The sequence below is a fragment of the Pedobacter polysacchareus genome (genome assembly GCF_019802255.1).
In the GTDB taxonomy this organism is placed as follows: domain Bacteria; phylum Bacteroidota; class Bacteroidia; order Sphingobacteriales; family Sphingobacteriaceae; genus Pedobacter; species Pedobacter polysacchareus.
The window spans coordinates 586,672-610,949 of sequence record NZ_JAHYSS010000005.1 but is presented as its reverse complement, the minus strand read 5'-3'; the positions used below and the strand labels follow the sequence as shown (position 1 = coordinate 610,949).

General features: G+C 42.3%; 15 protein-coding genes. 4 read left to right on the top strand and 11 right to left on the bottom strand.

Features of this window, described 5'->3' with window-relative positions:
* Positions 1-10 precede the first annotated feature (10 nt).
* The 3 genes from K7X70_RS17155 to K7X70_RS17145 are packed head-to-tail and all read right to left on the bottom strand — an operon-like array spanning position 11 to position 5,644.
* Positions 11-1,675, bottom strand: coding sequence for a RagB/SusD family nutrient uptake outer membrane protein (locus K7X70_RS17155; RefSeq protein WP_222538198.1), 1,665 nt, complete (start codon positions 1,673-1,675; stop codon positions 11-13).
* 44 nt (positions 1,676-1,719) lie between these two features.
* Complete coding sequence (locus K7X70_RS17150; protein ID WP_222538197.1) at positions 1,720-4,776, bottom strand: SusC/RagA family TonB-linked outer membrane protein; 3,057 nt, start codon at positions 4,774-4,776, stop codon at positions 1,720-1,722.
* Between the two features lie 31 nt (positions 4,777-4,807).
* Positions 4,808-5,644 carry a PKD domain-containing protein gene (locus K7X70_RS17145; protein ID WP_222538196.1) on the bottom strand — a complete coding sequence of 279 codons (837 nt, stop codon included), beginning with the start codon at positions 5,642-5,644 and terminating at the stop codon, positions 4,808-4,810.
* Positions 5,645-5,815: 171 nt separating this feature from the next.
* On the opposite strand from K7X70_RS17145, the gene K7X70_RS17140 reads away from it, so the two are divergent.
* Positions 5,816-8,704 (top strand): ligand-binding sensor domain-containing protein, encoded by a 2,889-nt coding sequence (locus K7X70_RS17140; RefSeq protein WP_222538195.1) that lies wholly within the window; start codon positions 5,816-5,818, stop codon positions 8,702-8,704.
* 68 nt (positions 8,705-8,772) lie between these two features.
* Positions 8,773-10,008, top strand: coding sequence for a glycoside hydrolase family 27 protein (locus K7X70_RS17135; protein WP_222538194.1), 1,236 nt, complete (start codon positions 8,773-8,775; stop codon positions 10,006-10,008).
* 37 nt (positions 10,009-10,045) lie between these two features.
* On the opposite strand, the gene K7X70_RS17130 is transcribed toward K7X70_RS17135, so the two are convergent.
* Entirely contained in the window at positions 10,046-11,065 is a 1,020-nt protein-coding gene (locus K7X70_RS17130; RefSeq protein WP_222538193.1) for an acyltransferase family protein, read from the bottom strand.
* A gap of 71 nt (positions 11,066-11,136) precedes the next feature.
* Entirely contained in the window at positions 11,137-12,630 is a 1,494-nt protein-coding gene (gene pdxR, locus K7X70_RS17125) for a MocR-like pyridoxine biosynthesis transcription factor PdxR (RefSeq protein WP_222538192.1), read from the bottom strand.
* 89 nt (positions 12,631-12,719) lie between these two features.
* Between pdxR and K7X70_RS17120 the strand changes: the two genes are divergently transcribed.
* On the top strand, positions 12,720-13,922 hold the full coding sequence (locus K7X70_RS17120) for a multidrug effflux MFS transporter (RefSeq protein WP_222538191.1): 1,203 nt from the start codon (positions 12,720-12,722) through the stop codon (positions 13,920-13,922).
* A 6-nt stretch (positions 13,923-13,928) separates the two neighbouring features.
* Positions 13,929-14,120: a PLDc N-terminal domain-containing protein gene (locus tag K7X70_RS24565; RefSeq protein WP_368388862.1), complete on the top strand. Its 192-nt coding sequence runs from the start codon at positions 13,929-13,931 to the stop codon at positions 14,118-14,120.
* Between the two features lie 336 nt (positions 14,121-14,456).
* On the opposite strand, the gene K7X70_RS17110 is transcribed toward K7X70_RS24565, so the two are convergent.
* The 6 genes from K7X70_RS17110 to K7X70_RS17085 all read right to left on the bottom strand — a co-directional run bounded on the left by K7X70_RS17110 (position 14,457) and on the right by K7X70_RS17085 (position 24,274).
* A complete protein-coding gene (locus K7X70_RS17110; RefSeq protein ID WP_222538189.1) occupies positions 14,457-14,933 on the bottom strand; it encodes a DUF4625 domain-containing protein in 477 nt (158 codons plus the stop codon).
* A 1-nt stretch (position 14,934) separates the two neighbouring features.
* Complete coding sequence (locus tag K7X70_RS17105; RefSeq protein ID WP_222538188.1) at positions 14,935-15,849, bottom strand: DUF4625 domain-containing protein; 915 nt, start codon at positions 15,847-15,849, stop codon at positions 14,935-14,937.
* Positions 15,850-15,947: 98 nt separating this feature from the next.
* A complete protein-coding gene (locus K7X70_RS17100) occupies positions 15,948-18,170 on the bottom strand; it encodes a TonB-dependent receptor (RefSeq protein WP_222538187.1) in 2,223 nt (740 codons plus the stop codon).
* 128 nt (positions 18,171-18,298) lie between these two features.
* Positions 18,299-18,667, bottom strand: coding sequence for a hypothetical protein (locus K7X70_RS17095; RefSeq protein WP_222538186.1), 369 nt, complete (start codon positions 18,665-18,667; stop codon positions 18,299-18,301).
* A 147-nt stretch (positions 18,668-18,814) separates the two neighbouring features.
* Entirely contained in the window at positions 18,815-20,983 is a 2,169-nt protein-coding gene (locus tag K7X70_RS17090) for an IPT/TIG domain-containing protein (protein ID WP_222538185.1), read from the bottom strand.
* A 33-nt stretch (positions 20,984-21,016) separates the two neighbouring features.
* Positions 21,017-24,274 (bottom strand): TonB-dependent receptor, encoded by a 3,258-nt coding sequence (locus K7X70_RS17085; protein WP_222538184.1) that lies wholly within the window; start codon positions 24,272-24,274, stop codon positions 21,017-21,019.
* Positions 24,275-24,278 lie beyond the last annotated feature (4 nt).

Here is a 24,278-nt window from a genome sequence, read left to right as displayed (position 1 = left end):
CAATTAATGGTTAATAATCTTTATTCTGCACTAATTTTCTGTTTCTCTCCAATTCAATCTGAGGAATTGGCAGCAGGTTATAGTGCTCTTTGAACTGTCTGTTTTCCAAAATCTCATCTGTATACACAAAGCTGCCATCGTTATTTTTAATGATTTTCACTTTCCTTACTGGCTGATTGAAATAAGTAGATCCTAGTTTCCACCTGCGCACATCATAAAAACGGTGTTCTTCAAAAGCCAGTTCCACTCTTCTCTCATTGATGATTTTTTCTCTCATCTGAGTTTTACTCATTGCGGTCAGGTCTGGCTGTCCCGCTCTTTTTCTCACCTTATTGATCGCTTCCAATACTGTTCCATCAGGACCTACAGCTTCATTTTGTGCTTCTGCATAAATCAATAAGATCTCTGCATAACGCATAAATATCCAGTCGTTATCCGCACCTTGGTATACATCAGCAGCAGTCACATACTTCTCATCAATGAACTTCTTCAAGCCATAACCGGTTTTGGTACGGTCGCCGTTAGAGACTTTATTGGCGTTTCCACCTTCAAACGTTTCTACGGTTACCCCTTTCCAGCTTGATCCATTTCTCAATATGGATTTGTCCAAACGGCTATCGCGGTCCTTATATGGGTCATTTTTCACATAGCTGCTGGAAGGATCATTGATGGATTTACCATCTTTCATCTCATAACAATCAACCAGATTTTGAGTGGCATGAAAACCACCCCAGGCGCCACCAATTACAGAAGGCGCTTCAATACTCATCGCCAGTTTCCAGGCAGTTTCATGAATCCTGCCCGGTCTGCCATATTTTTTGGCAAAAATCACTTCCTTATTCCCTTGCTTGTCCATAAAAAGACGATAGAAGTCAGGATGGGTATCATACACATTCAGATTCATCACCTCTTTTGCTGCTTTAGCGGCATCTGCCCAGCGCGTCTGGTCGTTTGCAGGATTGTTCAGCGGGCTTGCATAATAGAGTAAAACCCTTGCTTTAAGTGCCAATGCGGCACCTTTAGTAGCACGGCCCAGGTCAGATTCACCATAGATAGGGAGCAAATCAGCCGCCGCAGCATCGCATTCTGCTACAATAAATTTAACACATTCTTCATAAGAATTTCTCGGTACTTCCAGATCCTCAGAAATCTTTTGCTCTGTGACAATTAAAGGTACGCCGCCAAATGCTTTGATCAGCTCTGCATAACCAAAAGCACGCAGGAAACGTCCTTCAGCCTTTAATCTGGCTTTCAATGCCGTCTCTGTTGTCGGCACTGCGTCAATTCTAGCCAATAAGATATTTGCCTTTCTGATCAGCACATAATTGGCCTGCCACATTTCTGTAGAGAAGTTAAAATTAGAGCTGTTCAAATCTCCGGCCTGGATCAGGTTTACATTTAGGGAAGCATGCCCTTCAATGTCGTCGGTTGCCATATCCAGCAAGCCAAAACCGACCGACCAATCCTGTCCCAATCCGGCATCACGGCGGTCGAAACCGCTCAATAAACTCGAATAAATATTGGTGACAAACTGATTGGTTAAAGTAATGTCTTTAAAAACAGCTTCATCAGACACGAAATTGGTAGGCTTTACATCTAATACATTTTTACAGGAATAGGCTACTGAAGCGACAAATGCGAAGCAGATTAGCCATTTTATTTTTCTAGTCATCATAATATATGCTGATTTAATATGAATTATTATTTATACCGCAGGGCTTAGAACTGAACATTTAACCCAAAATTGAAGATCTTTTGCTGTGGATAGTACCAACCTAAACTGCTGGTATTTTCAGGATCCACATTCTTCATATCCGTGATGGTAAACAGGTTTTGTCCATTTGCATACACCCTTACCCCGGTTAATTTCAGCTTCGCTAAAAACTCATTCTTGAAGGTATAAGCAACTTCTACGTTCTTTAACCTCAGGTAACTTGCATTTTTTAACCAGAAGCTGCTGGTTACATAATTGTTTCCATTGGCATTGAGTCCCAACCTTGGTAAGCTGGCATTGGTATTATCAGGCGTCCATCTGTCCAGCCATTCTTCCGTTACCGTTCCGCTATTATAAAATGCCCATGCAGAATTCTGGGTCAGCATCTGCTGAGATCTTGCCGCACCCTGTAATAAAAAGCTGACCTCAAAACCTTTGTAATTCACACCTCCACTGATACCGTACATGATTTCAGGTAGAGAGCCTCCTCCTAAATATGTCACATCAAAATCGTCGATGATACCGTCTGGAACACCATTCGGGCCACTGATGTCCTGATATTTGATGTCGCCAGGCCCGGTCGAAGACATAAAGGCACTGGTTTTAGGAGAGTTGTTGTAATCCTCCATATCTTTAAAAATGCCAATTGCTTTATAGCCATACTGACCACCGTTCGGGCGACCAGTTATTTTCTTCCCTGGAGGAACATTCGAAGCTTCTGCGGCTTCAATAATCTTATTCTTTGCATAAGTCAAATTACCGCTCAGGAAGTATGACCAGTTATTGGATAGCCTGTTGTTATGGCTCAACACCAATTCGACACCCCTATTCCGTACTTTTCCAATATTCTCCGTAGGCAGGTTCGCTCCAAAAGACAAGGGCACGGATAAACTTCTTGTGGCCAGAATGTTTTTACGTTCTTCATTGAAATAAGTGAAATCCACACCGATCAGGTTGTTCAGGAACCTGGTTTCAAAACCAATATCTGTTTTAGTGGAAGTCTCCCAGGTTACATCGGCGTTGGCTACAGCACCTGGCATTAAGCCATTGGATAGCGTACCGCCAAAAGGATAATTATTTGGCACTAGATCATACCTGTTGTAATACCCAAATCGACTAGGGATACGATCACTGCCCAGCTGACCATAAGATCCCCTGATTTTTAAGTAATCAATTGCTTTAATCCCTTTCATGAAATCCTCTGCCGTTACTAACCAACCTGCAGATACTGCCGGGAAATAACCTGTTCTTTTACCAGGAGCAAAGTTTTCGGACTCATCGCGTCTTAAACTACCCTGGATAAAGTATTTATTGTCGTAATCATAATTCACACGTACTGCCGCACTTCTTAAACCTGTTTTATCTTCACGATCAGAAAGCACTTCATTCTCTGCCGGGCCAAAATTGATCAGCTCCAATGCAGAACTGGTATAAGAGTTTCTGGCGCCACGCAAACCGCTGCTCTGATTTTCCTTTTGCAGGAATAAAGCAAGGGCAGAAATTCCATGTTTACCGAAACGGTTTTCATAGTTTAAATGTGCCTGAAATTCTAAGGCTTGTCCCTCACCAAAATCTTTAGAAAGAGAAGATTTTGAAGGTGCAGAACTCTCAAAAGTTCCGTCTGCATTTTTCACATATAAAGGCACGAATGCATTCCAGGTTTTGTTGTAGCTGAAGTTGCGGTCAAATGCCATCACCCCTTTTACAGACAATCCTTTTACGCCAGGAATGTCCTGAACCAATTGAAAATTACTCAGCAGGTAATTGCTGGAAGTTCTGTTGTAACCGCTTTCTTCAGAGATCATTGCCAATGGATTTGGGTAAGAGCCCGGGCTAGCTAAACGTCCGTCTGCGAATTTTGCCAGGTAAATCGGCGGATTACGCAAAGTGTGTTCAAATATTCCACCTGAAGGCGGTGCTTGTCTGTTTTCCATTCTGCCAGACAAATCCACAGAGAAACGAGTCGTATTGGTCACCTGAATATCTAAATTAGACCGCACGTTATAGCGTTTGTAATTCAATGATTTATACAAACCATCTTCATTCAAATACCCCAATGAAGTGAAATATTTCACCTTTTCTGTACCACCGCTCAGGGAAACGTTATGCTGCATTCTTGGTGCAGTTCCACCAAGTACTAAATCCATCCAATTGGTATTTGGATACAATTCAGGATCTGAACCTGTTCTAAAACCATCCAGTCTTTCCAGAGAAAACTCAGGAGTTGCATTTGGATTGTCGTTCAGTTTTGCCTCGTTAAACAAAACCGCGTACTCATAAGAGCCTAGATTTTTAGGCAGTCTGGTCACTTGCGACACCCCATAATTCATGGTATAACTGGCACTCACTTTACCTATTTTACCACGCTTAGTAGTCACTAACACCACCCCATTCGCACCTTTCACACCGAAAATTGCAGCAGAAGAGGCATCTTTTAAGACGTTCACCGATTCAATTTCATTCGCATCCATTTGTGAAAAATCACGGAAGGAACGCACGATACCATCGATCACAAATAATGGCTCCATTGTGGCATTGCCGAAAGTGGCGTTACCCCTGATGTAAATCTGCGCTGCATCTGCACCAGGCTCACCTGCTGGCTGCTTGGTAATTACCCCCGGAACACGCCCGGCTAATGCATTACTTAAATCGCCCACCGGGCTCTGTAATAATTCCTTGTCGTTCAGTGTGGAGATAGATCCGGTTACACTTGATTTCCGCTGACTACCATAGCCGACTACCACCAGTTCATTCAGGTCGTTTGCGGCATCTTCCATCGTCACATTGTACACTCCTGCTTTTGAAACCACTACTTCTTTGGTTTTCGAGCCGATATAGCTAAAGACCAGGATGGAACTTTTTTCAGGAATACTTAGGGTATAGCTGCCATTTCCATCGGATAAAGTGGCTACAGTTGAGCCTTTCAGCAATACAGATACACCGGGCATAGGAACGCCGGTTGGGTCGGTTACCTTTCCAGATACAGACCAACGCTGGGCATTAGCCTCCTGCAAAAAACAGGTACCGATCAAAAAGACTATTAATTGTATAATTCTTCTCATTTCTTTATTTTTAAAACTTAAACAAAAGGGGTTATTGCTTCACAAAGCGGAACTGAAACACGGTTTCATTGGCTTTTCCACCTCTAAGGACCATTTCTGTATCTGTGATCGAGATGATCCTATAATTATTCGAACTCACATCAGTGACACCGATAAATTGAGTAGGAACAGCTCCCGGAAGGGTAATCGTCGCTAAACCAGCACCTGCAACTACCGTAGAATAGTTAAAGGAAACATTGCTGTAAGAACGGTCAGCGCCGCAGGCATAATTCGGCTGCACATTTCCCGCATTAAAGGTTGCCCCATTCGCATTGTAAGTAATCTTAAAATCATTGTTTACAAAAGAGAAAGTATAAACATCATCTGCCTGACAAGCCGCTAATGAACCACCACCAAAATATTCTGCAGGATTGTTCTCCGTACCTACCGTAATTGGCGCCAGGGAATTTGGATCCAATTTCCAGGAATGAGCGATCAGTTTTTTAAAGGTCTCACTGTTTAAAATTGGAGAAAGGTCATCATTAGCCACCGTAACTTTTGCCGTAGCGATATCATAACCACCCTGACCATAAGCATAGAGTTTCACATTATAATCCCCCTTTTTTAAGAAGTAAGCTTCCTTATTTGCAGTACCCGCCGAAAGCCCTTGTCCATCGCCCAGATCCCATTGATACCGGTAAGCGTTTTCTGAAGTACTTTGCAGTAAAAAGGTATTCGCTTTGCCTGTAACCTGAGTCACCTTAAAGGAAGCTTTTGCCGCTTCTCCAAGTTCTCCTTCTTTTTTCTTACAGCCGAAAATTAAAAACGAAGCCAGCAAAACCGGCAGGTACAAGGTCTTCACCTGGTACGAAGATTTTAGAAATTTCATAAAGTTTATATTTGGTTTGTTGAAGGGTAAAGGTATCAAGTGTTCCTTTCCACAGTGTTTTTAGGGGTACATCAATACTACATCATACCTCGATAAAATAGCTAGAAACAAGGTTTTTTTTCCTAAACCAAGAAAACTCTACAATTTATAGCTATTTTTATTTCGACCATTATGACCAAACTAAACCAGCTATTCACTTTCCTTTTTTTTCTTTTCAGCAGCTTTTCATTCGGACAAAATCCAATTGGCTTACCGGATATCAGTCATTATGAAAAAACGGCTTACAGTGCGGGCACTCAAAACTGGGCGATCCAGCAGGACCGGAATGGCATGCTTTATTTTGCCAATAATGAAGGGCTGCTCAGCTTTGATGGAACGTACTGGAAGACCTATCCCATCTCCAATAAAACAATCGTCCGCTCCCTCGCTATTGCGGACGACCATAAAATATACGTTGGTGCACAAGGTGATTTCGGGTATTTTTCTCCTGCGGAGAATGGGAAATTGCAATACCACAGCCTGATTGATAAAATTCCTGTTGCCGACCGATCTTTTGCCGACATCTGGGACATCGTGGCCCTCAACAATGAAGTGTTCTTCCGCTCCGGAAAACGCATCTTCAAATTGGCTGGAAATAAAATCACGGTCTACCCAAATGAATCGGAATGGATCTTCCTGGGAATGGCCAATAAAACCATTATCGCACAGGATAAAAAGAAAGGACTGCTGCAATATAAAGACCAGCAATGGCTTCCTTTTTTAAATAATGCGATCCCTGAAGGGGGATTTTGGGCGACCTCTATATCTGCTTACACGCCAGATACGCTGTTATTGTCCAGCTGGCAGCATGGACTATACACCATCAGCAACAATACTTTAAGCAAATTACCGGGCTATAAGTCGGAAAAATACAGCAACAAACAAGTCGCCAAAGCCTTCCGTTTGAATAACGACATGCTGGTGGTGGCCACCAATATCAGCGGCTGTTACATCGTCAACAAAAGAGGCGACATTCTTTATAATTTTTCCAGAAAACTAGGTCTCCAGAGTAATGTGATCTTGAGTATGCTGAAAGACAAGCAGCAAAACATTTGGCTCGGACTGAACAATGGCATTGATTTCATCGCAAATAATGATGCGATCAGGCACCTGAATCCAGAGGTTTTCAGTGAAGGTGTAGGCCATACTTCCATGCTGTACCAGGACAACCTTTACCTTGGCCTTTCCGGTTCACTCTTTAAAATCCCGGTAAAACCTGGTGCCGACATCAGCTTGCTGCAAGATAATTTTAAATTCCTGGAGCATTCTGAAGGACAAGCCTGGGGCATGAATATCGTAAATGATCGCCTGCTGCTTGGAAAACACGAAGGTGCTTTTGAGGTTAAAGGCAATAGCGCTGTTAAATTCGCGGAGGGCAAAGGTTACTGGAACTTTTTGAGCTACCAGCTTCAAGGAAAGCCGGTCATATTGGCGGGCAATTACAATGGCATCGATATTTTTAATGAAGCCTTATCCCCGATCGGAAAAATTGAAGGTTTTAATGAATCAGCGAGGTTTACCACTGTAGACAAAGATCAGGTGATCTGGGCTTCACAACCCTATAAAGGCGTATACCGAATTGACCTGAGCACAGCAAATGCACCGAAAATCAAGCTGTACACCCAGGCAGATCAGCTCCCTTCTACTTATAATAACCATGTTTACCGAGTGAAAGGCCGTGTAGTTGTCAGCACAGAAAAAGGCATTTATGAATACAATAAGAAAAGCGACCGTTTTGAACCCTCCCCATTGTTCAATTCCGTTTTCGGCGACTTATACATCCGCTATTTAAAAGAAGATCCAGATGGGAATGTCTGGTTTGTGCAGGACAAGAAATTAGGGGTCTGTGATTTCTCTTCCGGCAAACCGAAGCTCATCTATATTCCGGAAATGAATGGGAAACTGGTGAGCGGATTTGAGCATGTCAACCCGATCAATAAAAACAATATTCTGGTGGGTTCACAGAAGGGATTTTACCACATCAATTATGAAAAGTACTTAAAAGGCCTCAGTAAACCAGTAGTCCGCATCAATGTGGTAAAAGCCATTGGCAAGACCGACAGCCTGCTTTTTGCCGGTTATTACGGAGAAGTGAACGACCTGAAAACACAGCAGCATATCCCGGAAATTAAATACAGTTCCAATTCTTTCCATTTTGAATTTGCAGCAGTATTGCAGAAAAACCAGACCAATATTACCTACAGTTATTACCTGAAAGGATTCGATAGTAAATGGTCTGAGTATAGTAGAAAAACGGAAAAAGACTATACCAATTTACCCTATGGCAGTTATACTTTTCAGGTAAAGGCCCGGAATAATTTCGGGGAAGAATCTGCGGTTACGAACTACGAATTTGTGATTCTACCACCCTGGTATCAAACCATTTATGCCTACTTATTTTATGCTGCACTTGCGGTATGGCTGATCTTTTTAATCTATAAAAGACAGCAAAAGAAGTTTTTAAAACAGCGGGAGGAATTCCTGAAAGAACAGGACAGAATGAAATACCTGCACCAGCTGGAAATCGATAAATCTGAACAGGAGATTATTAAACTTAAAAATGAAAGGCTGATCACGGAAATAGAGATCAAAAATTCTGAACTGGCCTCTACTTCTATGCACCTGGTTCAAAAACAGGAATTGATCACGAAAATCAAAAACGACCTCAGTAAATTAAATACCAATATTCCTTCCGATGAGAACCTTTATAATTTAAGAAAAATCATCAGGCTGTTGTCTTCCGAAGAAAAAAACGGAGAAAGCTGGGAGCAGTTCTCTATCTACTTTGATAAGGTACATGCCAATTTCCTGGAGGATTTAAAAGCGGAATACAGCAACCTGACCAATAACGACTTGAAATTAGCGGCCTATTTAAAACTGGGGCTGTCTACCAAGGAAATTGCACAACTGATGAAGATCTCGCCAAGAGGGGTTGAAATCAGTCGCTACCGACTAAGGAAGAAGCTTCAAATTCCAGCAGAGCTAAGCCTGTTTGACTTCCTTTCTGAGTTTCGGAACTAGTATAAAAACCACCCTTTTTAAATCAAATCCTTTTAATTTCTATATTAGCCTCATAAACCTTTACATCAATGCAGCGTAAACCTTTATCCTTAGTTTTTTCTTTCCTTCTTTTACTCTCTTTTTTTAGCACAGATCTTACTGCACAAACTAAAACTTCAAAACCGACAGCACCGATTATGGGCTGGTCCAGCTGGAATAATTTCCGTGTCGCAATTGATGAAAAGATCATCAAAGCCCAGGCTGATTTCATGATCTCCACCGGACTTAAAGCAGCAGGGTATCATTTTGTAAATATTGACGATGGTTTTTTCGGAGGCAGAAATGAAAAAGGAGAATTATTGGTTCATTCCGGACGTTTTCCTAATGGCATGAAAACAGTTGCCGACTATATCCATAGCAAGGGTTTGAAAGCAGGAATTTATGCGGAGGCAGGGATAAACACCTGTGCGTCCATCTGGGATAAAGATACTGTAGGCGTAGGTTCAGGATTGTATGGTCATGATGAACGGGATTTAAACCTGATGCTGAACACCTGGGGTTATGATTTTATCAAAATCGATTGGTGTGGTGGAGAGCAGTTGAAATTAAATGAAGAGATCCGCTACACACAAATTGCAAACCATATTAAAAGTATAAAACCTGGGGTTATTTTTAACATCTGCCGCTGGCAGTTTCCAGGAATCTGGGCAGTGAATATCGCAGATTCATGGCGTATTTCAGGAGACATTGACAATAAATTTGAATCCATTCTACATATTATCGATAAAAATGCAGATTTATGGAAATACAGTTCTCCGGGGCATGTCAATGATATGGACATGCTGCAAGTGGGCCGCGGCATGAGTGCAGAAGAAGACAAATCACACTTTACCATGTGGTGTATCCTCAACTCTCCCCTATTGTTAGGGAATGATTTAAGAACGATGTCTAAAGAAAGTTTAAAACTCGTAACCAATAAGGAGATCATCGCGCTCAATCAGGATCCACTAGGTTATCAATCCCGCAGGTTGAAAAAAACAGGAGATCTGGAAGTTTGGGCAAAACCATTGATTTCTACCATGAGCGGAGAAGTTGCGGTAACCCTATTCAACAGGTCCAAACAGTCGGCAAGCATTAGCTTTGAACCGGATAGTTTAGGAATCGATACTTCGAAGCCTTATCAGGTCCGTGATTTATGGAAGCACCAGGATTTACCAACAGCTAAATCCAAACAATTGAGCTATGAAGTTCCGGCACATGGTGTAATTACTTTAAAACTAAAAGGTAGGTCTATCCCATTTAATGTTTTTCAATCCGCTCCATAAAAATAACCCATAAGCCGTATTAATTTGGGGGTTATATTTAATATCGCCCTCCAAATAAGGCTTTTCCAATCACTGGAATTTTGCTGATGATCGAAGTCAGGTACATACAGATCACAACCATGACTACCGACAATGCCAGCGTATACCCAAAAGTATAGAGGTAATCGTTCATCGTACTGACCGGTGCAAAAATGTCTATTCCTTGAAAGAGAATGGTTTGAATAATATAGATCCCTAAACTCAGTGTACCCATTTTAGTAATAAAGGTGAATTTTGGGAAGTAAAGCACTCTCTTTAAAATCGTTACGACCACTACCATACCTGTAAATCCAATCACGTATCGCTTCAATGAAATCAGGACTACTTTGAGTACTTCTGGCTTATATATAGACATGCCACTTTGATAGATCAGATCTTCTTTAGCCCAAAAGAAAACCAATAAAACAGGAAAGACTACAAAACTCAAATAAGTCAGCGGCTTTTCCCAGGCGACAAACTTCTCGCGGTACAGGTTGTAAAAATAGCCAAATAGAAAATATGGGTACATGAATTTGATGTACATCAGGCCAAATCGATCCGTTAAACACAGTAGCAAGCCAAATACAAGAATATGTAAGGTGACCCTATCCTTAAACTTACTGGCGATCACTGAAACTAATATGGAAATCACAAAAAGTGCCCATAAAAACCATAGATAGTAGGGAAGAATACTGATATAAGATTTAATAAAAAGGAGGACACCATGTTTCAGATCAGTGGAAAACAGCTCTTTATAATAGGAAAGCACGACCATAAGAATTGCCCAGCTGAATACAGGGATCAACAACTGAGTCGCTTTTGTTTTGACCATCAGTTCCAGCTCCTTCCTTTTCTTACTGAAAGCGAATAGAAAGCCGCTGATCGTCATGAATAAAGGCATGTGGAAGGAATAAATGAACATAAACAAGCCATTCTCCGAAGTCTCGTAACCTGTACTAAAATGCTGTATGGAGTGGCCCCAAACCACTAAAAATATGGCTATGCCTTTTAAATAATCTAAAAAATGACTTCTATTCATTTGATTGCGCTAATCGATAATTTACGAGAAATCAATATTATACATAATTTAGGAATAAATCATGGTTGAATTTATTCTTCTTCCAAAATGCTTTTCAACATCAGCACTGCTGCTTCCATGAGCTGATGGCTAAATCCGGTAAAACCAATAATCAAGGCTTTGGGGTGCTTAAAATCTATCGCCAGCTCATCCACAGCATAGATAAAGACACCGCTTGCTCTTGCTTTTAGTGCGATAGCTGTGGCATCCTGATTGCTCATCAACCAGGCCACCAGGTGCATTCCCGCTTCTGCTGATGCAATCCGAAGCTGATTCCCAAGGTGTTGTTTCAACAATAGAATTAACTCTTCCTGTGCTTTTCGATACACCAGCCTCATCCTTCGTAAATGCCTGGTATAATGTCCTGCGAGAATAAACCCGGTTAAAATGGCCTGGTCAATAACCGGGCTCTGGCGATCAATCACTGCTTTGGCAATGGTAAATTGCTGTGCAATGGCTGCTGAAGGCAGTACCATATATCCAATTCTTAGTGCAGGAAATAAGGTCTTGTTGAAGGTGCCCACATAGATCACTTTTCCAAAAGTATCCAGTCCTTTGAGTGCCGGTATTGGTCTGTTTACATATCGAAATTCACTTTCATAATCATCTTCTATCACCCACATATCCTGCTGTGCAGCCCATTTCAGGAGTTTTATTCTTTCCATTAAAGGCATGGTCTCCCCCAACGGATATTGATGTGAGGGCGTCACATACGCCAGTTTTGCTGCTGGAAAATGCTGCATGGCGTAATCCAGATCCATGCCTGAATCTTTTATAGGAACCGGACAGATTTGAGCACCGAAACGGGCAAAAGCAGATTTCGCCCGCAGATAGCCTGGATCTTCCATCCAGCACTGATCTTCTTTTTTCAACAGCAGTTCTGCGATGAGCTGCATCGCCTGACTAGAGCCATTGACCAGCACAATCTGATCCGCAGTACAGCTGATTGAGCGGTTCATCCGAAGATAATCTGTGAGGGCTTCCCTCAGCGGAAGATAACCCTGTGCACTATCGTAGCCCAAATGTAACTGATGAATATTCCGGTACACATTGGCCGCAATTCTCGCCCAGATCTGGAATGGAAAATCAACCAGCGAAGGTATAGAGGGTTGAAATGGCAGCATCGCTTCCTGCCCTACATAATTGACCACATATTTTGTATGTGAAGGAAGATCAGTCATCTCAATAGGCTTCAAGACCTCTTCTTCCAGGGATAAGCGTTTCCTGGATTTTCTGTTATCGGGTTTTAGCTCATTGACTTGTTCAGAAACGTAAGTACCATTACCCGTTTTACCATTTAGAAAACCTTCCAGTGTCAGCTGTTCAAATGCCAGTAACACACAATTTCTGGAAAGACTAAATTCTGTAGCCAGACTTCTGGTAGATGGCATACGATCGCCATGCTTCAGCATGCCCTCAAATACGGCTTGCTTCATCGCCTCATACAACTGAATGTAAAGCGGTGTTTTAAGTCTGCGATCCAGATGGATGAAAGTCAGCAGGATTTCAGGTGATATTTTGCCCATAAATTGGCTCTATGAATTACTTATATAATGGCTCTTTTTACAGAACCAATGTAAGCTTAGTTTTGTAGAATACAAATGAATATTTGACCATGCAAAAGCGCAAACTGCATCCGCTGCTCGTTACCCTCACATTAGGTATTTTAACGGCCATAGGATCTATTTCCATAGACATGTATTTGCCTGCTTTCAGCGTGATGTCTTCGTATTTTAAGGTACCGATGGTGCGAATGGAAACGACCGTAACGCTATTTCTTTTCGGGATGTCTTTTGGTCAGTTGTTCATTGGCCCCCTATCTGATGTATGGGGCAGAAAATTACCTTTAAAAATAGGGCTGTCGGTTTACATATTGTGCAGTGTGGCTTGCATGCTGACCAGCTCTTTCATGCTGTTACTGGCCTTAAGATTCATTCAGGGCCTGGCTGGAAGCGCTTGTCAGGTGATCTCCAGAGCATTGGTAAATGACCTGTATCAGGGCAATCGTGCGGCACACGTTTTTACACTCCTGCAAATATTGATGGGGGTCTCGCCCATTCTTGCCCCAATGGTTGGCGGCCTGCTCTCCGATGCATCTACCTGGAAGTACTTGTTCCTGATTATGGCAATACTTTCGGGAATGGGTTTACTAGGCTGTTTAACGGTGCTGCCAGATGGGAAACCCGGTACAGCCATCAAGCAACTAAATTTCAAAGGTATTCGAAACGCTTACAGCCAATGTATAAAAAGCCCTTCCTTTGTCAACTATGCTTTAGTCAGAGCAGTGAGTAACAGTGCAGCATTTGCGATGATCACCGGTTCTCCATTTGTATTTACTCAGATCTACGCGGTTAGCCAGAAGCAATTTGGATTTATATTTTCCATGCTGGCCGTAGGGATTATTTTTACAGGCATCATCAACACCCGGTTACTGAAATACTTTGAAGTCAAAGTCATTACCAAATACGCGCTGATTTTTCAATTGATTACCGGGGCCGCAATGATCTTAGTGATTTACTTTAATGGCCCTTTCTATCTGCTGCTGACTTTTGCTTTTCTGTTCCTGTCGATGCTTGGTCCTATTTTACCAAATACAACCGCTTTATATCTGGCTACACTTCCTGCATTTTCAGGTTCTGCCTCGGCCTTGATCGGTTCCTTAAGCTATTTATCAGCATTTCTAATTACTTCGGTTTTAAGTTTACTCCATAACAACACCGCTTATCCGATGGTATTCACGATGTGGACCTGTACAATCGTTGCTTTAGGCGGTTTACTTTTCAAGAGAAAAAATGAAGGTGATCAGGTGATGAAATAATTACCTTTGTATATAACGATTCTCGAAACGCTATTATTGTTATTAGCATTATTCTCTTTAGTTTATGGCATTGTTAAAGCGATAAAAAACAAAACACTTAGCCTCCTGGATAAAATTGTTTGGATTGCTATCATCGTATGGCTTCCATTTTTAGGGACCATGGCTTATTTAAGAGCTACATTTACGACAAGAGATTAAAGTCTGTCTTTTAACTGTACAGATTATTTTATTTAGCTCGTCATATTCTTTTGCGATACGCCTGAAAGCCTTGTTGCCGATCCTTCCCTCTTCATGAGCGATTATTTTTTGATGATAATCTGCTTCAACCGGCCGAAACGCGCTTTAACTGCCATGTAATGCTTCTTTTCTGCTTGTTCTTTCTCGCTTTCTGCAAGGCCATTCAGGTTACCCATACAGCTAATACACTGGAAAAACTCATAAATATGACTGCAATAGGCGCTTCTCCGGATGAATACAGAATAAAACAGGGGGCCAAATCTTAAGTCATACGGTAAAGCCCCCTATCTGCTCTTGTTAATTAATTTTGATACTCAATCCTTTGATCGTTTGCCAGCCTTCCTTATCTGTAAGTCTAATCATAAAATGATAATCTCCAGGATCCACATCTGCGGGAACCTCTATCTCTGCATTGACCTCATAAGATTTCAGCCCGGCAGGAATAGCAATATTTTTAATCAGCAAAAATGGTTTTACAGCTTGTTTTATGGGTGCCATCTCACATTCTTCCAGCTCTGTACTGTGGGTATGGTGGTCAAAATTATGGTGAATATCGACACTTAGAGAACCCAATTGAGCGTTATCAGTTATCAATACTTTAAACACGAACTTCTCTCCTCTTTTTAATACACTGCATTGTTTTGGAAATGCCTGCGCCATATCCGTATTAATTTCAGGATAAGTGGTATCAATTGGCTCTGCCTTATCTTTACTGCAATTGCTCAAAGCTGTCACCAGCAATAAACAGCAGACTAATACTTTCAGTTTTTTCATCTTATTTATAATCTATGGTGATTGGAATCACCTTGTACACACTTCTGTTATAGCTGGTATTTTTATATAAAATCACCAGATTATACTTACCGGATTCCCATGCTTTTTGTCCGCCGATCGGGTTTGAAACTGGCTCATGACCATCTTTATCTGCCCCAATGACAATTTTCTCTCCACCATAAACGCCATTTACCTGTTTTAGTGTAGTAATTTTTGAAGCCGCTGGTAAGTCCTGATGCTCTACTTTTGAAATCACAATTACTTTGTTAAAATCAAGCTTATCAATAGATTCCGGGTAATAATTAGCGCTTTTCTTGATCAATAAAGTATATAGAATCCCGTCGCCTTTTAGCTGGGAAACCTGAGCATGGGCCGTCATTTCATCTCCTTTTTTGAAGATCAATTCTTGCTCCACCCAAGTATCCATGTAATAGATCATGGTCTCATTGCGGGAGATCATATCGCGGCCGATGACAGGATCTACCGGCATATTTGCAGGATCGGTAATGGTAATTTCTTCCTTAATTTCCAGCTGCGTTCCGTTTTCATCAAGTACAATAAAATAGAAATCATACTTTCCATCAGGTGCATCCGCAGGCATGGTAAAATGCTTGTGCACATTCGTATTTTTTGCACCGATGTATTCCCGCCAGTCGAGCTCCAGTTTCCAGGTCTTGCTATAGGTTTCTGTACTTTTCTGCAGGATTCTAAGCTGTACCGACTTTATTTTACTGGCAGCAACGACGTCAGCATTGAAATGGAAATCTCTTCCTTTTAAAGCTTGTTTGTTATTCGCAGTGCCGATCTCAATATTGTCGGCTGTTGGCTTTGCCAATTCTATCCGCTCCTCTTTTTTACATGCCGAAAAAGCAGTGAAAAATAATAGCAGAACGGTCATCATTCTAGTTGTTTTCATGTTTAATAATTTGTTGGTGTTTAAGATTTTGTTGCTGTTCATCTGTTGTTTTTATAATGGGGATGATGGTGATTTTAGGAATTGAGGGTATGACGATTTTATGATTTCTTCAATGGGACCTGGAAAGGAACTTTTATCGAAAGGATGAGGTTCCTGCCGGATTCAGGCAGCCCAATTAACCGGTAAAAACTGGTATGATTTAAGTACCGCGTATTCATCAGGTTTTGCGCCTGCAGACTGATCAGTAGGGCTTGTTTCTGAAAGTTTAGTTCCGTACCAATCTGCAGATCGATCAAGCCGTAACCTGGCGTTTTCTTTTCTGGTGGAACGATGTTATTCTGACTGGAAGTCAGCCGGTAATCTATAGAAAAATAGGTTTTCTGGAACTTTTCATTGATGACCGGCGACCAGCTCAGGTTAAATAATGCGGAGGCTGGCGGGGAAAATGGCAAAGTGTAACCTTTCTTGTCCCCCGACAATTGTCGGGCATACAAATACTCCCCGGAAAAGGAAGTACTCAGACTTTCCAGCAATTTCAATTTAAGCTGCAATTCTCCTCCATAACGCATCACTTTACTCTGCGCATATTGAAAAATCTGGTTGCCGGCACCATAGTAATCATCATGACCGGAAGTCGGATTTAAGTAAATGTAATTCGGGAAATAATTGTAAAATGGACTGAGTAAAACAGACCAGCGATCCGCAGTCCAGCCCAGACTTAAATCTGCCTGATAAGACTGTTCCGCATTCAATGTCGGATCTCCTTTTTCAAAACTGAAATAATGGTAATTTACCCCGTTAGCACCGAGTTCCTTTGCAATTGGCATTCGGAAACTTTTACCCACATTAGCTTTCAAGGAAAACTGTTCCAGATTGTAATTCAATCCGGCCGACCAAACCAGGCTGTTAAATGCCCGGTTCAGGTCTTCCGAACGCACCAGTTTTTCAAAGGAAGCAGTAGGCTGAGTACCTCGCTCAGATTCGAACCAATCTGTATATTTGAACATCCGGATATGGCTGAAATCGTATCTTAAGGCGGCATGAAGCAATAGATTTTCGTTTACCCTATATTTATCATAGGCAAAGATTCCTGCAGAAACCTGCTGAAAAGAAGGCACTAAAAACGTCCATCCATTGATGGTGTTTTGCTGATATTCTCCACTTAAACCTGCGGTGATTTCGTGTTTCCCCAACAGGATTTTGTCTCTTAGGTTGACACTGTACACGTGTTTATCAAACTCTCTTTCCAGATTTGGAGAAACCGACATGGTATCTGGATACAAAGGCGGCATAAAACCATGATTCACATACTGGCTAAACTCTTGTCGGAAGTTGCGCTGATAACCTAGATCTAAGGCCAGTTGATGTGCATTGACCTGATATTCCGTACGACTGATCAGCTTAAAATGATTCACTTCCTGACTGGGCATCTGGATATCCCTACTGGAAGCATCATGCATTTTTTCATCTACATTTCTCGGCTCTAAACCATGTGCATTCGCAAAAAAACCACTTTTGCTGTACACATTACTCAGGTAAACCAGGGATTTAAAACGCTTCCCGATATAGCCTGTGGTATAATGCAGGGCTGTTTCCCTACCCGCGGTATTGCGCAATTGCCGGTTATGTAATTTTACCGCATAATCATATACGAATATGGTGTCTACAGGCACCCGATAATCGCCGTAATTCTGATAGGTAAAACGGGTATCAAAAAACCAGTTTTCCTGACGTCCGTACAAATTAATCGAGCTGCCGTACAAATCATTATTACTCTTGCCCAACAGATTTACCGATCCGCCAAAGGAGTTTTTAACGGGAATGGGCTGAGGGTTAAGGTTGATCACACCTGCTATCGCATCAGATCCATACCTAAATGAAGCGGCACCTTTGATCAGTTCTACTTCGCCAATGGCAAATTGATCGATCTCTAAGCCATGATCTGCACCCCATTGCTGCCCCTCATGTTTCAAGCCCTGATCCACCACCAATACCCGGTTAAATCCTAGTCCGCGGATCAATGGTTTAGACTGCCCCGAGCCTATGCCAATAGTTTGAATGCCCGGCAATCGCTCCAGAGATTTCATTAGACTCCCACCCAGGTTTCGCTGTATAAAACTGCTATTCACAATTTCTATATTTAAGGCCTCCTCTGCCTTGCGTAATTGTGGTCTGCGGTCTTTAATCACGACTTCTTTAAGCTGTTTTGGCGAGGCTTTTTTAGGGTTAAGTGTAGTATCTTGAACAGCCGGATTGCTTTGCCCGAAAACCGGGGCACAGCAAGTTAAAAGGCAAAAGGATAGCCTGTAGAATTTCTTCATTGAATCTAAAATGTTGGAAAAAAGGGATGCACAAAGTCTTAGAACCCAGTAAAGAGCCTATAGAAATTCATCATCCGGATGGTGTAAAATTTGGGTGTAAAATGACCGCATAGCAAACGGTCAAAAGCTTAAAAAGCTGGAGGCGGTCCTTTATTGGTAAAACCCTGAACTGTAATTTTATAGTTTCCGGTTAGGAGATGCGGACTCGTACTGATTACTTTTGAGAAAATTCCAGGAAGCTCCAAAAGGTAATGGGAAAAGATTTGCTTGCCCTGGATATGATGGTAATAATCGCAGATGGAACATTTATCTGACAGCTGTAACTGTTCTTGCGTACCAGACTGTTTTGCTCCCTTCTGTTGTTCCTTAGGATTGACATGACCTTCGTTGTGATCGTGTAAAACCGGAGCAGCAGCAATACTTAAAAACAACAGCAGCAGCAGGAAGGATGCCCCCTGCTTTAATCTGATCTGTATTTGTTTTTTACTTCTTCTCACAACTGCATCAAAGTTGCATTATTATTTTGCAATAAGCAAGACTAATGCAACAAAGTTGCCAAAATTAAATAACTGTTCATAAAAAAACGGCTGCTCATCTTGCGATGAACAGCCGTTTTCACTTATCAGGAGTATCAATCCTTTAAATTACTTCAGAAACACTTTTCTAATCGCCTTATTTTCGGCATCCAGAATGTAAATATTTCCATTTTTATCGATGGCCATATCCTCCATTGAACCGAGTTTCGCATCAGTGAATGCACCGTCAGCAAAACCAGATCTTAGTTTGATGATTGTTGAAACCTTTTTGTTGGCAACATCAACCTCTCTCAAGGCATAATTGTACCTATCTCCTGCGATTAATTTTCCGGTACCATATAAGGCCAATCCACCAGCAATACTGTTGAACCTTACAGCGAGCCCAGTTCCGTCCTGATATCCTGAATCAGAAGAGCCCACAAAATAGCCTTCATTTCCACCTCCAACAGGGATCCGTGAAATCGCATTGTTACTGCTTGAGCCAGAATCTACATAGTAAAGATTTCCAGCTGCATCTACTACAGGCTTGGACATCGGCCACGATGGTCCGTTTATTTTAGTAGCAATGCCGACTGTATTCACCTTGTACATTCCTCCATAAGCAGCTACAACGTTCACATACATATTTCCTGCATTGTCAAATGTCATTAATCCTGGTGCGAAACCAGAAACATACACCGTATTTTGTCCTGATGGTGTGATTTTTCTAATGTGATTACGACCTATGTCTGACACAAAAATATTATCCTGTTTATCGATCACAATTCCGTAAGGTGTATCAAAAACAAGATCAGCACCATTGGATTGTAAAACACTTACGGTACCTGTTGGCGTGACTTTTTTCACCAGGTGATTCAGTCTGTCTGCGATGTAAACGTTACCACTATTGTCTACCGCTATGCCCACATTAAAACGTCCAAATGTATCACTGTTTGGACCACCTGCGAGGGTGACCATTCCAGCTCTTCTAAAGTCCTGTGGCGCCAATGCTTCCTGACCGCCCACTACTACTTTTAAATCACCAGTACTTAATCCTGATGGTGCGTCTAATACCAACGTGTTTTCTGTCGCGGTTTTCACGCTGGCCAGTAAACCATTAAAGTATACCTTGTTATTTGCAGCGCTGGCGCTAAAGCCTGATCCTTTAATGGTTACGGTTGTTCCTGCAATCCCATTATCCGGGCTTACCGAGGTAATCCCAAGCGTCTGGTCTTTAAACTGAGGCCCGTTTGTCGCCTGATCATTCACCACTACTTTTACCAATCCAGTTCCTGTACCGCCTGGCACCAATAGCTTGATCTGGCTTTCCGTAGCCGATTGAACAGGAATTTCCTGCCCGTTAATGAATACTTTATTTTCGTCCAATACCGCACTGAACTGAACACCAGAAATCGTCATCTCTGCTCCTTTCGGACCGCTCAAGGGTGTCACAATTTGAATCGTTGGTGGTGCTACCACCGTAAATACCGGTCCAGGTATTTTTTGCCCATTGATGTTTACAGAAAGTGGTCCAGTATTGACACCATCAGGTGCCTGTACAATCAATTTCTCTTTTGTCGCTTCCAGAACGATGGCGCTGGTTCCGTTGAACTCGATTAAGTTGCCTTCCGCTAATTCTTCAAAACCAACACCATTGATCGTCACTTTTGTGTTTTTACCACCGCTTAAAGGTTTGATGCTGCTAATTGCCTGGTAAGTGAAGTTCTGACCTTTGGCTTCTTTACCATCCACCTTTACCGTAATCGGACCAAAACCAGCCTCTGCTGGCACTTCAGCCACAATAATCTCATCAGATACACTCACCACCAATGCCGGTTTTCCGTTGATGAAAACCGTCGCCGGTCCAGTGGTGCTACTGAAACCAGCTCCGGTAATCCGAATTTGAGAGCCCGCAGGACCATTGGCGGGGAATACGGTTTTCACGCTTAATGCCTGATAAATATATGGTCCGAGGTCAAAATTTCTGGAATCATACGTAATGGCTAAGGCGCCTGTTACGCCACCTTCCGGCATGCGGATGACGATTGTGTTTTCCGTAGCACTGATGACTTCAGCAGCTTTTCCGGAAATGCTTGCCGAATACTTACCAAGTTCGGTTCCAAAACCGGCTCCAACGATGGAAACCAGGGTTCCTGCATTCCCACTATTCGGGTAATAGCTGTCTATTTTGAAAGGCACATCTGGTATGGCTACCTTATCCTTTTTACAAGCACCAATAAACAGCAGGAAGCACAGCATGATGCCAATACTAAAATTCCATTTGTGTTGAATATTCATCTTTTTTATGACTTAATTTCTAATCTATTTGAACTAAAAGGTATACCTCAATCCTAACTGCATCTGCGCTCTCGATCCAAAATAATCGATGCTGTATGGCTGACCAGGGTTATTAAAAGTAAACACGGGATAATTACCCTCATTTTGCTGCGGCGGGAACAGCGAAGGTGTTAAGCCAACACTGCTCGTAGAATTGAACGTGTTTGCGGAGAAATACTGAATCCCCCAGGTCTTGCTGATCAGGTTGGTCAAATTCATCACATCTACTGTAAAGCTCAAAGACTGAGATTTCGCCGCGTTCACAAACAGCTCATGGGAAAGGTGTAAATCTGCCTGAACATTCCATGGTGTCCTTCCTTTGTTACGCGCTGTATATCTGCCTCTTCTGCTGCTCAGGTATTCATTTCCATCAATAAACTGATTAAATGCGGCTGCCTGCTGCGCCGCAGTTGCCGTTGGAATGTCTTTGAAATAACGGATCGCTTCTTCTCTTAATGGGATGTAGGTTAAACTCACCTGCTGTGGCAAGCCCTGGATATTTCCATTCACAATTCCATAAGTAAAAGGACTGCCCGACTGTGCACTAAAGAACAAGCTGATGTTCGTTCTACCCGCTCTGTTCCATTCGTAATTATAGCTGATGGTGGATACAATGCGGTGGCGAATGTCAAAATTACTTGGACTTAGTGTTGGGTTGTTTGGAATCAAAGCCTGGTTTAACTGCCAGTTACTTTCCATAGAGTTACGTACCCCGTTACTTAAATCTTTTGATTGTCCGTAGGTATAAGAAGCACTCACATTCAGCGCATTGATAAATGTTCTGGCAATAGTACCCGTTAAGCTGTAACGATAACCTTCTTTGGTATTGCTCAGCAAGTAGATATTAGAGAAACGCGGATCCACTGCGCCACCATAAACTGGCTGCTGTTTCTCTTTATCGTAACCATAATAAAGCGGATTGTCTTTGGTATTCAACTGCTGGAACAACACGTCTTTTAAGTTTTTCGTATACATTCCTTCTAGAGTAAAGCGCCAGTTGTTTTCAGTTTCGTAATCAATTCCTAAACTTCCACGCAATACCTGCGGCATTTCAAAACCATTATCTACCAGGTCGACTTGTGTCTTACCGCTATTAGGGTTATTGATCACCGTTCCATTTTGCTCGATAAATCCACCAATACCATTCGGGCTGGGTTTAATAGGATCTGTACCCGGTAAGAAAGCCTGCTGATCTGCCCGCTGATCGATCGCTCCAAAAGAATTTCCGGTGTTGTAATAAGCATAAGCTAACCATGCAAAAGGAATACGGCCGGTAAACATCCCTACTCCCCCTCTTAAAATTAACTTCTGATCACCCAAGGCATCGTATCTAAAACCTAAACGCGGCGAGAATTGCACCTTGTTTAAGAACTTATTGTTGATGCGGTTCAATGGGGTATATGTGTAGGTATTACCAAAATTTGGATCTGCGAGAATATCGCGGACTTTTTCACTTAAAGTCGGCATGGTAGGTAAATTCACGAAATCTGCACGTAATCCTGGCGTGATGCGGAATCTATCACTGATCCTGATTTCATCCTGCACATATAAACTGTACATATTGACGTTGAAATCTGCTGCCGGATTGTCCAAAAGGTAATCTCTGCTGTTGTTGAAATAATTGTAACTGCCTCTTACCCGGTAAGGATTGTTGTTGGTGAAATCTTCGATACTCTGATAATCTACACGACCATTCCAGGAGTTGACGAAACCATATTGAATGTTATAGAGCTCATTATGTGTACCGATTAAGAACTTGTGACGACCTTTTGTCCAGTTTAAGTTTGCGGTAAATTCCCAGGTTTTCTGTTTCATATTGAAAATACTCGCTTCGCGATCTGTACCTAAATAAATGGTAGTTCCTGGTGTGCGTCCCATAATCTGCACTTGCGGCAAGGTAGGGTCACTTAATGGATCCCTGTTGTCATTTACATGGGTAAAGCCGACTAACAAATTACCAGACAATTCATTATTGAACCTGCTTTTCAGCTCGGCAACCGTACTCGTCTGGTTGTTTTCCTGTAGGAAAGCCATGCTGCTGAAACGGAAATCCTGCTGATCACGGTCCATGTGTGTGGCTTTACTGAAAATCGTGTTGTTCCTGATCGCCAGCTGGTGTTTATCATTGATGTTCCAGTCTAAGCGGTTAAAGAACTTCTGCGATTTGCTCCAGTTGGTATATACATCGGCAGTACCTGCATCGAAAATGCTTCCGTACCTGGTTTTCACCGTATTGGCAATCGACTGCGCGTCTGCTACACTGAAAATAGCATCCGTCTCTGCAGTACCTACCGACAATTGTGTGGGATCCTGGCGACGGGTGATCTCCTCGTTGCTAAAAAAGAAAAGCTTGTTTTTAATGATCGGGAAACCGACGCGAAAACCAGCCTGATAATCATAAAAATCTGAGTTCATTTTACCCAGACCACCTACGCGATCCTTGCTGGTTAATGCGGCATTTCTTCCTAATCCGTACACGGAACCTGTTACCGTATTGGTACCACTGCGGGTCACGGCATTGACCGATCCACCGGTAAAGTTTCCGATTTTCACGTCAAAGGGTGCCAGGTAAACCTGCATGTCTTCAATGGCGTCTAAAGAAACCGGATTGGTTCTGGTACTGCTGCCATTCATGCCTGAAGTACCGGTTTGCCCGCCTTGTGAAGGACTAAAACCAATGGCATCGTTGTTTACGGCACCATCAATAGTCACGTTGTTGTACCTGAAGTTGGTACCGCCAAAACTATTGTCGCGGCTGCCCTGAGGCGTCAAACGGGTAATGTCAGTAATACTTCTGCTGATCGATGGCATGTTTTTCACCTGCTCAGCACTGATATTTTTACCTGTTCCGTAGTTGTCGGCTTTTTGGCGGACCGTTTTCCTTGCGGAAACCTCTACTCCTTTCAGCTCCTGTGCATCTTCTAACAGCACAAAGTTGAGCTGCTGACTACCGCCCAGACGAATTGCGATGTCGTTCCGCACTGCATTCTGCATCCCCATGGTAGAAACGGTCACCAGATAAGGTGCTCCAATGCGGAGATTGTTCAGGAAATAACGGCCATCTTTATCCGCCGACATGGCGTAACGGGTACCCGATGGCGTGTGGATAGCCACCACAGTAGCACCAGGGATCGCTAAACCTTTGGCATCTTTCACCTGTCCGGTTAAGGAACCACTTGTTTCTTGCGCCATGCTATAAAACGACACCAACATCAGGGCGCAAAGCATAACGACTGAATATATTTTCTTCATTTTT